This is a genomic window from Curtobacterium sp. MCPF17_031 (assembly GCF_003234035.1).
Lineage (GTDB): Bacteria > Actinomycetota > Actinomycetes > Actinomycetales > Microbacteriaceae > Curtobacterium.
Genome location: NZ_QKSG01000001.1, coordinates 420,434 through 435,169 on the forward strand (window position 1 = coordinate 420,434; position 14,736 = coordinate 435,169).

General features: G+C 71.2%; 10 protein-coding genes. All 10 read right to left on the minus strand.

What is annotated here, in order from left to right:
* Positions 1-35: 35 nt before the first annotated feature.
* The 10 genes from DEJ31_RS02010 to atpA all read right to left on the minus strand — a co-directional run bounded on the left by DEJ31_RS02010 (position 36) and on the right by atpA (position 14,696).
* Positions 36-5,939: an Ig-like domain-containing protein gene (locus tag DEJ31_RS02010; RefSeq protein WP_146243082.1), complete on the minus strand. Its 5,904-nt coding sequence runs from the start codon at positions 5,937-5,939 to the stop codon at positions 36-38.
* Positions 5,940-5,974: 35 nt separating this feature from the next.
* Positions 5,975-7,402, minus strand: coding sequence for a serine/threonine-protein kinase (locus DEJ31_RS02015; protein WP_111121074.1), 1,428 nt, complete (start codon positions 7,400-7,402; stop codon positions 5,975-5,977).
* 98 nt (positions 7,403-7,500) lie between these two features.
* The gene (locus DEJ31_RS02020; RefSeq protein WP_258366077.1) at positions 7,501-8,328 is read right to left on the minus strand and encodes a PP2C family serine/threonine-protein phosphatase; all 828 of its coding nucleotides are present in this window, start codon (positions 8,326-8,328) and stop codon (positions 7,501-7,503) included.
* Positions 8,329-8,331: 3 nt separating this feature from the next.
* Positions 8,332-8,928: a hypothetical protein gene (locus DEJ31_RS02025; protein WP_111121075.1), complete on the minus strand. Its 597-nt coding sequence runs from the start codon at positions 8,926-8,928 to the stop codon at positions 8,332-8,334.
* A 53-nt stretch (positions 8,929-8,981) separates the two neighbouring features.
* Entirely contained in the window at positions 8,982-9,536 is a 555-nt protein-coding gene (locus tag DEJ31_RS02030; RefSeq protein ID WP_111121076.1) for a hypothetical protein, read from the minus strand.
* Between the two features lie 95 nt (positions 9,537-9,631).
* The gene (locus DEJ31_RS02035) at positions 9,632-10,402 is read right to left on the minus strand and encodes a peroxide stress protein YaaA (RefSeq protein WP_309147267.1); all 771 of its coding nucleotides are present in this window, start codon (positions 10,400-10,402) and stop codon (positions 9,632-9,634) included.
* Positions 10,399-10,662, minus strand: coding sequence for a F0F1 ATP synthase subunit epsilon (locus DEJ31_RS02040; RefSeq protein ID WP_110902146.1), 264 nt, complete (start codon positions 10,660-10,662; stop codon positions 10,399-10,401). The genes DEJ31_RS02035 and DEJ31_RS02040 overlap by 4 nt, the downstream gene beginning before the upstream one ends.
* Before the next feature lies 1 nt (position 10,663).
* Positions 10,664-12,118 carry a F0F1 ATP synthase subunit beta gene (gene atpD, locus DEJ31_RS02045; RefSeq protein WP_111121078.1) on the minus strand — a complete coding sequence of 485 codons (1,455 nt, stop codon included), beginning with the start codon at positions 12,116-12,118 and terminating at the stop codon, positions 10,664-10,666.
* A 46-nt stretch (positions 12,119-12,164) separates the two neighbouring features.
* The gene (locus DEJ31_RS02050; RefSeq protein ID WP_111043790.1) at positions 12,165-13,067 is read right to left on the minus strand and encodes a F0F1 ATP synthase subunit gamma; all 903 of its coding nucleotides are present in this window, start codon (positions 13,065-13,067) and stop codon (positions 12,165-12,167) included.
* On the minus strand, positions 13,068-14,696 hold the full coding sequence (gene atpA / locus DEJ31_RS02055; RefSeq protein WP_110902143.1) for a F0F1 ATP synthase subunit alpha: 1,629 nt from the start codon (positions 14,694-14,696) through the stop codon (positions 13,068-13,070).
* Between the last annotated feature and the right edge of the window lie 40 nt (positions 14,697-14,736).

The window sequence follows — 14,736 nt, forward strand, 5'->3', positions numbered from 1 at the left end:
TTCGGTGGTGGGGACGGCGTCGGCGGTGCTGGCGGTCACGATGTCGGCTGGGCGGGGTCGCCGGCACCGGGTGCCGGATCAGCCGGAGGGTCCACCGGTGGGTCGGCGGGCGGTGGGTCGGCGGGCGGTGGGTCGGCCGCTGCGACGTCTGACGTCGGCGAGGACCTGCCGGTCGTGGCCGAGAGCCTGGGGTCGGCGTCCAGCTGCACCGTGACGAGGATCCGGACGGACTTGGCGCCGGCTGGCGCTGTCGGGGCCGTGTCGCCGGGCTGCCAGGTGTCACCGTCCTGTGGCGTGATCGCGACCGTGCCGTCGCCATCGCTGTACCACCGGGCCGTGTACGACGTCACACTCACGCCGCTGCCGACGGTCGGACCGCTGACCACGATCTGCTGCCCCTCCTGCGCGCCGTCCACCGAGCTCGACGTGTCGAAGGCGACACCCGGTGCGGACCACGAATCGTCCGTGCCGGTGCAGAAGGCGTCGCCGGGCGCCCCGCACGCCTGGAGCGTGAGGGTGGCCGGGGCGTTCCGCGCGCCGGTCCCGGGCACCCCGGTCCAGGCCTGGCCGGGCTGGAGCGAGAGGACCGATGTGCCCGTCTGGAGGCGGTAGTGGTCGACCTCCGCACCCGGGGCGGTGACCCGGAGGTCGGACTGCGTGGCGGTCGCCCCGGAGACGATCGCGACGGCCGGAGCAGCGGTGCCGCCCGGGGTCTCGTAGGCGACCGCGCTGGCGGAGGCGACGTTGCAGAACAGGCCGTTGTCGGACACCACCGCGTACCGGACGCCACCGCCGCCGACACCCGCGTCAGTCGTCCCGGACTCCGCGCCGAGCGACGTCTGGCCGGACAGGGCGTCGCAGCTCGGGCTGCTCCCCGGTGCGACCCGGTACACCCGGTAGGTCGGACCGGACCCCCCGGCACCGTCCGCGGGCGACCAGGTGATCGTCACCGTCGACTTGCCCTGGTCGTCCGGCTGCTCACCGGTGACGGCCCGGACGTCCTGCGGCGCGCCGGGGGTCCCGACGGCGGTTCCGGACGCCGTCGCGCTGTTCCACTGCACGACCGTGCCGTCCCGGGCCGCGTCGTTGCGGGGCGAGACGGTCACGACGTAGACCGCGCCGCTCGTCGCGCCGCTGAACGACGTGGTCGTCGCGGTGCCCGTCCGTCTCGTGTCGCTGAGACCAGGGCCGGCGATCGTCACGACGTGGTCGTCGACGGCGCTGCCCGTGGCGGGTCGGGGCACCGCGTTCCACGAGACGTCGAGCTGCCCGGGGTTCGTCCGGTCAGGCACGACCGAGAGCCCGGTCGGTGCCGTCGGGACGAAGTCGGCGCTCATCGTGGCGGACTGCGGCGAGGGCTGCGAACTGCCGAGTTCGTTCTCGGCCAGGACGCTGAACCGGTAGGACGCGGTCGGGTCCAGCCCGGTGACGGTGCAGACGGTGGCGGTGCCGCAGTCCTTCGTGACGCCGCCGGTCCCGGTCACGCGGTAGCCGGTGATCGGTGCGTTGTTCGCACGGGGGGTGGACCAGTTCAGCGTGACCTGCCCACCGGCCTCGGTGCCGGTCCGGGTCGGGGTACCCGGCGCGTCCGGGACGTCCTGCACCGAGATCGTCACGTCGCCCCACGCGGATCGGTCGGTGTCCCCCGTCGCGTCGACGACCCGGTACTGCAGGTGTGTGTCGAGCGGCTTCGCGTCCGCGGCGACGCTCACCCGGAGGCGCGACCGGTCGGCACTCGGGGTGATGGTCACGCCCGCGGGGATGCCGCCGGCGAGACCGCGGATGTCGACGACCCGCAACGGCTGCCCCGGGAAGGGGTTCGTCTGTCGGTCGTTGGCGAGCACGTCGACCGTGGTCGACGTGCCTCGTCGTACGACCGCGCTGTCCGGCCCGGGCTGCACCAGCGGTCGGGTCGACGCGACGACCTCGATGGTGATGCGGCCCGACCGCCCCTGGGCCGTCGAGTCGGCGACACCGACGCCGACCGTGGACCGCTCGCCCGGTGACGCCGCGTCGTCGACCACGACGGTCAGGCGCTGCCCGGAGATCGTCGCCGTCGTGCCGTTGCCCGGTCGCTCGACCACGGACCACCGCAGCTCCGGCAGGTCAGCCGGGTACGGGTAGTCGGTCAGCTTGGTGAGGTCGAGCACGCGCTGGTCGCCGGGCTGCATCTCGAGGGTCGTCCCCGTGAGCGCTGGCGGCTGGTTCGAGCGCGGCGTCACGGTGATCGGCAGCACGAGGGTCGCGACGCGCCCGGTCCCGCCGTTCGCCGCCGACCCGTCCGTCACCTCGAACGAGATCGACGCCTTGCCGAAGTAGAGCTTCGACGAGGTGAACTGCAGCGTCGAGTCGTCGACCACCAGGGAACCACCGTCGGCGTGCGTCGCCTTCACGGCCCCGCGGTCGGTGATGGCCGCGGTCTTGCCGTTCGCGGTCACGACGTATCGGGACAGCGGGATCCGGACCGTCGACTCACTCCGGACGGAGACGGCGGGAGCGGTCCGGTCGAGTTGCGGGAGCGCGTCGTCAGCGCCCGGGACGTGGACGAAGCCGTAGGACACCACGTCCGGGTGGTCGCGTCGTGCGACCGCGAACGGGATCACCTGCGACGTGTCCGAGACGCGGACGACGAGGCGGTCGTCACCGGTGACGGACGCGGCGCCGCGGTAACCGTCGACCACGCCGACCCGGAGGTCCGCGTCCGTGCCCTCGGCGAAGAAGACGTTCCGGAGGACGTCGACGGTGACGGTCTGCCGTCCCAGCACGTCCTGGAGGTCGAGCACGGTGTCGTCGACCTCGGGGCGCAGTGGGAGAGCGTCCTCGTCGACCGTCACGGTGACGAACGCGGTGCTGGTCGCGCCCTGGTCGTCGGCCACCGTGTACGCCACCGCGAAGTCGCCGCGCCGGGCGGACGGCGGCGGGGTCACCTGGACGGTCTGGCCGCCGACGACCCGTGCGCGGACGTCGGGCGCGGTGGGCTCCACCGCGGTGACGGTGAGGCGACCGCCCTCGGGGTCGGAGTCGTTCTGCAGCACCCGGACGGACACGGATCCGCCGGGGCGGATGGTGACGCGGTCGGCCTCGGCGACGGGACGGCCGGCCGCGTCGGCACGCGGGGCGATGCCGACGCGGACCGTGCCCGTGGCGCGGGCCCCGAGGGCATCGACCACGGTGTAGGTGAACTCGTCCGTCCCCGCTGAGTAGTCTCCGGCTTCGTAGGTGAGCGAATCGGCGGCGACGTCCGCCACCGAGCCCTTCTCCGGGTTCGATGCCACGCCGACGAGCTGCACGGAGTCGCCGTCCGGGTCGATCCCGCTCAGGGGCACCGAGACGCGCACGGACTGACCGGCGACCACGCGCGCCGTCACCGTCTGCGGGACGGGCGCGCCGTTCGTCGCACGGTCGCGGTCACGGACGGACACCGAGACGGTCGCGTCTGCGGTCTGCCCGTCCGGTCCGGCGACCCGGTACGCCGCCGTGTAGGTGCCCGGGGTGTTCGGTGCGAGGTAGCGCAGGTGGTCGCCGGAGACGAACAGCAGACCGGCACCGCGAGGGACGTCCTGGACGAGGTCGGGCAGCAGCGAGATCGCGCCGCCCTCCGGCTGGGTGTCGTTGGCGAGGACGTCGATGTCGGTGACGGCGCCGACCCGGACGGTCGCCGTGTCCGGCTGGGCGACGGGCGGCTGGATGCGGTCCGGCGCCGGGATCTCGACGACCGTGATCGTGCCCGTGGCCGTCGCGAGTCCGTTCGACACCGTGTAGCCGAAGGACACCGGGCCGTCGAGCGGTGCGGTGAGGCTGACCCGGACGATGTGCTGGTCGACCACGTCGGCCTGGACGCCGGAACCGCTCGGCGGCCCGTCGAGTCCGGTGACGAGGAGGACGCCGCCGGCCGGGTCGAAGTCGGTCGCCGTCACGTCGGTGTCCTTCGACGAGAGCGTGGTGACGAAGACGGTCTTCGGCGTCGTCACCGGCGCGGCCGAGGCGTCGGGCGGCGCGAGCACGGTGATCCGCACCACGCCGCTGGCCGTCTTGGTGCCGTCCGAGACGGTGTACTCGAGCTGCCAGTCCCCCGGCGTCCGCGCTTCGACGCGCACGGTCCCGCTGTCGTAGCTCGGCGTCACCGTCAGGCCCGGCGCTGACGACACGCTCGTGAGGGTGACGGCACCGTTGCCCCCGCGGACGTGGTCGAGCGGTTCCACCGTGAACGGCTTGTCGGCGTACCCGCTCACGGGGAAGCCCTGGGCGCTCAGCGGCACGTCGCCCTGCGCCGCCACCGTCACCGTGACCGGACCGCGACCGGTGTCCCGGCCGTCGCTGACGGTGACCTGCTGGACCCGGTCGCCGGTGCGACCGCTGTCGTTGCGGTAGTCGAGCAGGCCGTCCGGCGTGGTCGAGGTGTGGTCGCCCTCGGACGGGTCGGCCGACTCGAGGTACACCGGGTCGCCGTCCGGGTCGATCCAGTCGCCGAGGACGTTCGTCGAGACGTGCCCGCCCCGGACGACGTCGGCCCGGGTCGCGCGGACCTGCCGGGGCGGCTCGTTCTCGGACTCCGGCCTGACGGTCACCCGGACGGTCGCCGTCGCGGACCCCCCGTTGCCGTCGGTGATCGTGTACGGGAACGTCACGACCCCGGTGGCCGCGCCGGGCAGGGAGACCTGCAGCTGTTGGCCGTCGGTGACGATCGTGACGCGCGCCGCCGGGTCGTCGACGTCGCCGACGTCGCTGACGACCAGCGGGTCGCCGTTCGGGTCGTGGTCGTTGAGCAGGACCGGGAGGGTCGTGGTGCGGCCCGGACGAGCGCCGAGGTCGTCGTCGACCGCGACGGGCGGGGCCTGCTCCTTCTCGACCTCCGGGTCGTCGTCCGACGCCCGCTCCTGCTGCCGGTCGTCCTGCTCGTCGACGAGCTGCGCCCAGTTGTCGATGAGCTGGCCGCTGCGGCCGACGGCCCAGGAGCGCCCGGTCTCCGGGTCGTTGGCCACCACGGTCCGCCCGTTGTGGACCACCTGGAGCGCCGCGCCGCCCGGCACCCGGTCGAGGTCCTGCACGGCACGACCGTCGCAGGTGTCGATCGCTTGCCCGCCGCTCCACGCTCCGAACGTGCACCCGTCGTCGGTCCATGGTCGGGCAGCGCGTCCGGACACGGCGAGGGCGGACTGCTGGACGGCGCCGGAAGCGGACACACGGACGAGGCCCGCAGTGCCCGCGACCGTGACGTCGTCGCCGGTGCTGGCCGACTGCTGCAACGCCGGTGCCGAGCCGACGCGGTCCCCCAGGTCGACGGTCCGTCCGTCGATCGAGAGCACGCCGTCGGTGCGGTCGAGGACGGCGATGTGGTCACCGACGGTCGCGACCTGGAAGGCGTGCGTACGGTCCATCCGGACGGATGAGCGGCGTTCGACGGTCGGGGTCGAACCCAGGGCGACGAGCGAGGCGGTGCCGGTCCGCGGCGAGTACACCGCGACGTGGTCGGCCGACGCGTCGAACACGGCATCGGCACCCAGGGTCAGTTGCGGGTCCGTCGAGGCGTCGAACTCGTCGAGGGAGTCCGCGGGTGTGGACCAGAGGCCGCCGGTGTCCGCGTTGCCGATGACGGCGGTGTCCCCGGCGAACAGGACGGTCGGCGAACCCGTGGGCAGCGTGACGGCGTCGCCCAGGGTGGCATCCGCGACGTCGACCCGCGCCACCGTGCCCTTCGTCTGGTCGACCGCGTAGACCGTCGATCCGTGCTGCAGCACGGAAGTGGCGTCCGAGGAGGTCTCCACCGCGGTGTTCAGTTCGAGCACCTGTGGATTGACGCGGCCCACCGCACCGTACTGCGCCGACGGCACCCAGACCGTGCCGTCGCCGAGGTCGACGCGCTGTGCGTGGTAGCCGTTCGACACGAGCGCCGTCCCGGCGACGACCGCCCCGACGACGACGGCCACCGCGGTCGTCACGGTCGCGGAACGTCGGGCAGCGAGCAACCGCCGGATCACCGGGCCCCGCCGATCGTGCCACACCGCTCGACGCTGTCCGCCCCGGTGCGGCCGTCACGGTTCACCGCGACCCGGATGCACTGCTCGACGCCGGGTCGGCCGGTCGCGACGAACGTCGTCCCGGTCTGCTGGCTCGTCGCACCGTCGGTCGTCACGACGAAGGTGTCGCCCTGCTGGAGGCCCGGATCGGTCCAGCGGAACGTCACGGCGGACGCACCGGCGGTGGCGCTGACGTCCGACACGACGGGTACGGCGTCATCACCGCCGCGGGTGAGGACGGCCACGGTGGTCACGGCCAGCGCCACCACCACGACCGAGGAGAGGACCGTCGCCCAGACCAGAGCAGACCGCGATCCGCGGCGTCCGCGCGCGGTCGAGGCGGACCGGTGGACGGTCCCGACACTCTCTGACGCGCTCGCCACCGCGCCGCCGCGCAGGGTGGAGCGGGTCCGACGACGACGGCCCGACCGCGCTCCGACCCCGCTGCCACCCGCACCGACCCCCGCGATGACGGTCCGTTCGCCGGGGCGCGACGGTGTGGCGACCGCCCAGGCCTCGACCGCGACCTCGGCCGGGGTCTGCGGGAGACCGAGTTCGGCCTCGACCTGCTGGAACCCACGCACGAGTTCCATGACCGTCGAAGGTCGGTCCCGCGGACGCCGCGAGAGCGCGGCGCCGAGGACTCGTTCGAGTGTCGGTGGCACGTCGGGACGCCCGGTGGGCAGCGGTCCGCCCTTGTCGATCCGCGCCATGAGGTCGGCGGCGCCGTTCTTGCCGCCGGGCACCTCGAACGGACTACGCCCGGCCAGGAGCGAGTACACGGTCGCTGCGAGCGAGTAGACCTCGGACTGGATCGTGCCGCGCGACTCGTCGCCGAGCACTTCCGGTGCCGACCACGGGATCGACATGCCGACGGGCTCGTCGGCGTCGGCCCCTCCCAGGGTCGCGGCGATCCCGAAGTCCGACAGCACCGGGTTGCCGTAGGCCGTGAGCAGGATGTTCGACGGCTTCACGTCACGGTGCAGCACGCCGTCGCGGTGTGCGGTCTCGAGCGCCGAGCCGATCCGCACGCCGACCGAGAGGACCTGCGACACCGGGACCGGTTCGTGACGGTAGCGCTCGCTGATCGACGCCGAGCAGAGCTCCATCACGAGGTACGGGCGGCCGTCCGCGGCGACGCTCGCCTGGAACACGGTGAGGATCGAGGGGTGGGTGCTGAGACGTGCCATCAGGTTCGCCTCGGCCTGGAACATCTGGCGGACGCGGTCGTCCACGACCTCGTCGAGCAGGACCTTGACCGCGACCTGGCGTCGGGGCATGTCCTGCTCGTAGAGGAACACGTCGGCGAAGCCACCGGAGCCGAGCACGTGCACCGGACTGAAGCCCGGGAGCACGGGAGGGTTCGACGGCAGTCTGCGGGCCATGGACGCTCCTTCCCGGCTGAGTGGCGTGGTCACGACGGCGTTGCGGAATTCTACCGGGCCTGGTGGGCCAGACCGGTTCGCAGCACGTCCCGTCGAGGTCAGTGACGCGGGAGGGTGTCCTCGATGTCGTCCGGCACCGTCGGGGCGTCGTCGACCTGCAGCACGACGACCGTCACGTTGTCCCGACCGCCGGCGATGACGGCGTCGCCCACGAGCCGCTCCGCGAGCTCCTGCGGGTCGTCGACCTTCGCGGCGATGCGCGAGATGCCGACGTCGCCGATCTCCTTCGTCAGGCCGTCCGAGCAGACCACGTAGCGGTCACCGGTCCGGAGCGGGATGGTCCACCAGTCCGGCTCCGGCGGCTCACCGAACCCGACGGCCCGGGTGATGACGTTGCTGTCCGGGTGGGACTCGGCGTCCTCGGCGCGGAGGACACCGGCGTCCACCATCTCCTGCACGACGGAGTGGTCGATCGTCAGTCGCTTCAACGGTGCTCCCGCGTCGCTGCGGTACGTGCGCGAGTCACCGACGTTGAACACGAGTGCCGAGGGTTGTCCGTGCGTTGCGACCAGCGCCACACCGGTGACGGTCGTGCCGGCACCGATGGCGTTGCCGCCCGCTGCCCGTTCGATGTCGGCGGTGGCGAGCAGCAGTGCCCGCTGGATGGTCTGCCGCGAGGCGAACGGTTCGGTGGTGGAGTCGCCGAGGCGGCGCACGACCGCGTCGGACGCCCGGTCACCCGCCAGGTGGCCGCCCATGCCGTCCGCCACCACGAAGTAGGGGGCGTCGACGATGTAGCTGTCCTCGTTGTGGTCACGGCGGCGTCCGACGTCGGTCGCGGCCCCCCAGGACAAGGTCAGCGTCGCACCGTTGCCGTCGGGCAGGTCGATGGTGTGGGAGGAGGCAGCACGGCCGAGTTCGGTCACGGTTCAGGGTCGCTCTCTGGGGGTTCGGGACGGACCGGTTGTGGACGCTGGAGGAACGAGGGGTCCGGACGACTCGCGACCGCCGGGAGGGACGGACCGCAGGTACGGCGACAGCACCTCGATGGTGGCGCCGTCCCCGATGTCGACAACCGTACCGGTCAGCACGACCATCGAGGCACCCGCGGGCATCCGGTGCGGCGGGGCGCCGGGAGCGCGGACGACCGTGCCGTTCGTGGCGTGCAGGTCGTCGACGACGGCGGTGGACCCGGCGGCGTGGAACAGGACGTGGGAGGAGGAGACCACTCCGCCCGGCGAGGGCACGGTCACGAGTTCCGGCACCGAGCCCTGGACGACCCGCGGGGGCCCGGGCCGCCGGCCGACGACGACGGGACGATCCAGGCGGTACACCCGTGCCCCGATCCGGATCGAGGGGACGGCCGTCGGGAAGTCGGCCTCCTGGTCCGGGCGAGACGACGCCGGAGTCCGATGACGCCCGGGACGAACGAGGGTGTCGTCGAGCGGACCCGGAGCGGTGGTCGCCCGACGCCGGTCCGACGCACGCAGCACGGTGTCGTCGAGCTGGTCCTCGTCGTCCTGCACGTGCGGCTCCTCCGGTCGGCACCACAACCGTAGACGATGCGGTGCACCCGGTCTCATCCACGCCACGCCGCCCGGATGCCCAGCGTGCAACCGCGGAGCACCAGTTGCGCGAGCGGGTCGTCAGCGCGCAGGTCGAGCGCGTACCGCGCCCGCGTCTCGGCACGGAGCTCCGCGCCCAGCGCCCACGCGCACCACGCGCCGAGACCGAGTGCTCCCCCGACGCCGACCACGGACTGTCCGGAGTCGCGTTCCCCGGACCACTGACGCCAAGCGTCCACACAGCGGTCGCCACCCCGTCGCACCCGGTCGCGGTCGGGCTCCGGACCGGATCCGAGCAGCGCCGAGGGCATCGGGTCGGTGAACGGATCGTGCCCGCTGATGCCGATCGGGTCGTCGGCGTCCGGGTCGGCCAGAAACCCGAGGAGCGCCACGCGGGTCGACAGCGCGCCGCACGCCGTCGTGAGCGCGATGCCGCCCGCCGTGGTCAGCGGGCCCGGTGCGACGAGGGCGCGAGCAGCGCTCGGCAGCGTGACGGCAGCGGCGATCTCGTGACTGTGGCGAGGGGAAGTCGGGGTCGTGGGTCCGGTCGTGGTGTCTGTGGTTCGCATGCAGGCGAGCCTGACGTGGGTCGGGCCTCCAGGACGGCCGCTCCAGCGACCAGTGGACGGCCAACCGTCGCGACCGCCTTGTGGAGGGACGGAGGTCAGACCGCCACGGGCTCGAGACTCTCGGCGACCAGGTCCCAGCCGTTCCCGACCTGCTCGATGACGACTCCGTGCGCCGCAGCCCAGGCGGCGAGTTCCACCATCGAGGAAACCGACGCCTGGGTCCGCCCGAGCAGCGAGACGAGCCGCCCCTTCGCCGTCTTGTTCCAGTGGTTCAGTGCCTTGCGTCGACCGTCTCCGGCGACGCTGACCACGCGCAGGGGAACGCTGTCCGGCACCGGCGCGAGCGTGCGGTAGCCCTCCGACCGGAGGTCGAGGACCAGCCCCGGCGGACGGGTCGCCAGCGCCGCTGATGCCGGAGCAGACCAGTGCGACGCGAGCCGGATCCCGGGGAGCCGGGAGTCGTGCGACAGCCGGTACGCGGGGATCCGGTCCCCCGCGCCCACCGGTCCGAACATCGCGGACTGCACGACGACGTGACGATCCCACCAGGCGCGCGTCCCCGCGTCCGCGGTCAGGGCGTCCAGCGGGTCGTAGAGCACGCCCGTGTACCGCTCGACGGCCGGCATGGTTGGACTGGTCTCGAGGACCAGGTTGCGGAGTCGTTCGGCGACCGACTTCGGCCCGAGCTTCAACGCCGTCCGCGCGGAGCTCTCCTCAGAACTGACGGAGCGGGCCGCGGTGATCACCGCGGCCCGCTCTGTGGCCAGTTCCGGGAACGAGAGCACACCCAGATCGAGCGTGCTCTCCGTGTCCCCGCCCTCCCGCTTCGTCTCGGACGGCGGGAGGAGGACGGTCAGTCCGGTCAGGACGCCAGCGCGGCCTGCCGCGCAACGATCGTGACCGTGTCGTGCTCGACGGAGAGGAAGCCGTCCTCCGCGTCGACCGCGACCGTGGAGCCGTCGGCCCGCGTGATGCGGACCTGACCCTGCGCGAGGATCGCGAGCATCGGCTCGTGTCCCGCGAGGATGCCGATCTGGCCCTCGGTCGTGCGCGCGACGACCATGGTGGTGTCGCCCGACCAGACCTCGCGGTCAGCCGAGACGACGCTCACGGTGAGACCCGCCATCTCAGCGGTTCTCCTTCTGGATCTGAGCCCACTTCTCTTCCACGTCGTTGATGCCACCGACGTTGAAGAACGCCTGCGTCGCGACGTGGTCGAACTCGCCATCGGCGATGGCACGGAAGGACTCGATGGTGTCCTTGAGGGGCACCGTGGAGCCCTCGACACCGGTGAACTTCTTCGCCATGTAGGTGTTCTGGGACAGGAACTGCTGGATGCGACGGGCGCGCTCCACCGTGATCTTGTCCTCTTCGGAGAGCTCGTCGACACCGAGGATGGCGATGATCTCCTGCAGCTCCTTGTTCTTCTGGAGGATCTGCTTGACGCGCGTGGCGGTCTCGTAGTGGTCGGCGCCCAGGTACCGGGGGTCCATGATCCGCGACGTGGAGGTCAGCGGGTCGATGGCCGGGTAGAGACCCTGCGACGCGATCTCGCGGGAGAGCTCCGTGGTGGCGTCGAGGTGGGCGAACGTGGTCGCCGGTGCCGGGTCGGTGTAGTCGTCAGCCGGCACGTAGATCGCCTGCAGCGAGGTGATCGAGTGGCCACGCGTCGAGGTGATGCGCTCCTGGAGCACACCCATCTCGTCAGCGAGGTTCGGCTGGTAGCCCACCGCGGACGGCATGCGACCGAGCAGCGTGGAGACCTCGGAACCGGCCTGCGTGAAGCGGAAGATGTTGTCGATGAAGAGCAGGACGTCCTGCTTCTGCACGTCGCGGAAGTACTCCGCCATCGTCAGCGCCGACAGGGCGACACGGAGGCGCGTCCCCGGCGGCTCGTCCATCTGGCCGAACACGAGGGCCGTCTTGTCGAAGACCCCTGCCTCTTCCATCTCACCGATGAGGTCGTTGCCCTCACGGGTGCGCTCACCGACACCGGCGAACACCGACACACCGCCGTGGTCCTGCGCGACGCGCTGGATCATCTCCTGGATGAGGACGGTCTTGCCCACGCCCGCACCACCGAAGAGGCCGATCTTGCCACCCTGCACGTACGGGGTGAGGAGGTCGATCGACTTGATGCCGGTCTCGAACATCGAGGTCTTGGACTCGAGCTGGTCGAAGGCCGGTGCCTTGCGGTGGATCGGCCAGCGCTCGGTGATCTCGAGCTTCTCGTCCGAGTTCAGGACGTTGCCGAGGACGTCGAAGACCTTGCCCTTGGTGACGTCGCCGACGGGGACCGAGATCGGAGCGCCCGAGTCACGGACTTCCTGACCACGGACGAGGCCGTCGGTCGGCTTCAGGGAGATGGCACGGACGAGGTCGTCGCCGAGGTGCTGCGCGACCTCGAGGCCGATCTCCTGCGACGACTCACCGATGGTGATGGTCGTGAACAGGAGGTTGTACATCTCCGGGATCGCGTCATGCGGGAACTCGATGTCGACGACGGGACCCGTGACACGGGCGATCCGGCCGACACCGGGCGCCGACGACGTCTCGACCGCGGTGGTTGCGGTGTCGGTCATGGCTGGTGCCTTCCTGGGGTGGGTGTCTGTCCGCGCACGCGGCGGACTACTTCTTCTTCGACGAGAGGGCGTCGGCGCCGCCGACGATCTCGGAGATCTGCTGCGTGATCTCGGCCTGTCGCGCGTTGTTCGCGAGACGGGTGAAGTCACGGATCAGGGAGTCGGCGTTGTCGCTCGCCGCCTTCATGGCCTTCTGACGGGCGGCGTGCTCGGAAGCAGCCGACTGCAGCATGGCGTTGAAGATGCGGCTCTCGATGTAGACCGGGAGCAGCGAGTCGAGCACCGCGTCGGCGTCCGGCTCGAACTCGTAGAGCGGGAGCGGCTCGTCGCCCTGGGGCTCGTCCACTCCGTCCACGACCTCGAGCGGCAGCAGGCGGACGACCTGCGGCTCCTGCGTGGCGAGGCTGAGGAACCGGTTGAAGACGATGTGGATCTCGTCCACGCCGCCCTCTGCGGTGTCCTGCAGGAACTTCGCCACGACGGCGTCGCCGATCTCCTTGGCGGTCGAGAACTCCGGCTGGTCGGTGTTGCCGACCCACTGCTGCTCCGACGCGCGCTCACGGAACGTGAAGTACCCGACGGACTTGCGCCCGACCAGGTAGTACACGATGTCCTTGCCCTCGCTGCGGAGCAGGGAGGCGAGCTCCTCGCCCTGCTTCAGGACGTTGGTGCTGAACGCGCCGTTGAGACCGCGGTCCGAGGTGAACAGCACCACGGCCGCGCGGGTCGACGTCGCCGGCTCGGTGGTCAGCACGTGGTCGACGTTCGAGAACGTCGCCACGGCCGACACGGCCCGGGTCACCGCACGGGAGTACGGACCGGACGCGGCCATGCGGGCTTGCGCCTTCTGGATCCGCGACGCCGAGATCAGCTCCATGGCGCGCGTGACCTTCTTCGTGGTCTTCGCGGACTTGATCCGCTGACGGTAGACCCGGACCTGCGCTGCCATCTAGCGACGACCCTTGACGATCTGCTCCTGGTCGACGTCCTCGGAGTCCGCGGCGTCGAACTGCTCCGAGCCGAGCGTCTTGCCGTCGCTCGTCTGGAAGCTCTTCGTGAACTCGTCGATCTGCTTCGACATCTCGGCGACGGTGTCGTCGCTGAGCTGGTTCGTCTCGCGCAGGGTCGTGAGCACGTCGGAGTTGCGACGCAGGTGGTCGAGCAGCTCGGACTCGAAGCGCAGCACGTCCGGCACGGGGACCGTGTCGAGCTTGCCGTTGGTGCCGGCCCAGATCGAGACGACCTGCTCCTCCACCGGGTACGGCGAGTACTGCGGCTGCTTGAGCAGCTCGGTCAGGCGGGCACCACGGTCGAGCTGACGACGCGACGCCTGGTCGAGGTCGGACGCGAACATCGCGAACGCCTCGAGCGAGCGGTACTGCGCCAGTTCGAGCTTCAGCGTGCCGGAGACCTTCTTGATCGACTTCACCTGGGCGTCACCACCGACGCGGGACACCGAGATGCCCACGTCGACAGCCGGACGCTGGTTCGCGTTGAAGAGGTCCGACTGCAGGAAGATCTGGCCGTCGGTGATCGAGATCACGTTGGTCGGGATGTACGCCGAGACGTCGTTCGCCTTGGTCTCGATGATCGGGAGGCCCGTCATCGATCCGGCGCCGAGCTCGTCCGACAGCTTCGCGCAACGCTCCAGCAGACGGGAGTGCAGGTAGAAGACGTCACCCGGGTAGGCCTCGCGTCCCGGCGGACGACGCAGGAGGAGCGACACCGCACGGTAGGCCTCGGCCTGCTTCGACAGGTCGTCGAAGATGATCAGGACGTGCTTGCCCTGGTACATCCAGTGCTGGCCGATGGCCGAGCCCGTGTAGGGGGCCAGGTACTTGAAGCCGGCCGGGTCAGAGGCCGGAGCGGCGACGATGGTCGTGTACTCCATCGCGCCGGCGTCCTCGAGCGCACCCTTGACGGAGGCGATCGTGGAGCCCTTCTGACCGATGGCGACGTAGATGCAGCGGACCTGCTTGTTCTCGTCACCCGAGTCCCAGTTGGCCTTCTGGTTGATGATCGTGTCGATCGCGATGGCCGTCTTGCCGGTCTGGCGGTCACCGATGATCAGCTGACGCTGGCCGCGGCCGACGGGGATCATCGCGTCGATCGCCTTGATGCCGGTCTGCATCGGCTCGTGGACCGACTTGCGGGACATGACGCCCGGCGCCTGCAGCTCGAGGGCACGACGACCCTCGGCGGCGATCTCGCCGAGACCGTCGATCGGGGCGCCGAGCGGGTCGACCACCCGGCCGAGGAACGCGTCGCCGACCGGGGCCGAGAGGACCTCACCCGTGCGGGTGACTTCCTGGCCCTCTTCGACGCCGGAGAACTCACCGAGCACGATGGCACCGATCGAGTCCTCGTCGAGGTTCTGGGCGAGGCCGAGCGTGCCGTCCTGGAAGCGGATCAGCTCGTTGGCCATGACGCCGGGGAGGCCTTCGACGTGGGCGATGCCGTCACCGGCGTCGGTGACGTGCCCGACCTCGGCCGTGGAGGCCTTCGTCGGCTCGTAGTTCGAGACGAAGTCCTTCAGGGCATCACGGATCTCATCGGGGCTGATGGTGATGTCTGCCATGGGATTTTCCTTGTTGGTTTCCGGGGCCCTTCGGCTCCGA

What these genes read in the sequence shown, in the direction of transcription:
- DEJ31_RS02050 (WP_111043790.1), bottom strand. Translation starts at nt 13,067, where the DNA reads ATGGCAGCGCAGGTCCGGGTCTACCGTCAGCGGATCAAGTCCGCGAAG.
- DEJ31_RS02030 (WP_111121076.1), bottom strand. Translation starts at nt 9,536, where the DNA reads ATGCGAACCACAGACACCACGACCGGACCCACGACCCCGACTTCCCCT.
- atpA (WP_110902143.1), bottom strand. Translation starts at nt 14,696, where the DNA reads ATGGCAGACATCACCATCAGCCCCGATGAGATCCGTGATGCCCTGAAG.
- DEJ31_RS02040 (WP_110902146.1), bottom strand. Translation starts at nt 10,662, where the DNA reads ATGGCGGGTCTCACCGTGAGCGTCGTCTCGGCTGACCGCGAGGTCTGG.
- DEJ31_RS02015 (WP_111121074.1), bottom strand. Translation starts at nt 7,402, where the DNA reads ATGGCCCGCAGACTGCCGTCGAACCCTCCCGTGCTCCCGGGCTTCAGT.
- atpD (WP_111121078.1), bottom strand. Translation starts at nt 12,118, where the DNA reads ATGACCGACACCGCAACCACCGCGGTCGAGACGTCGTCGGCGCCCGGT.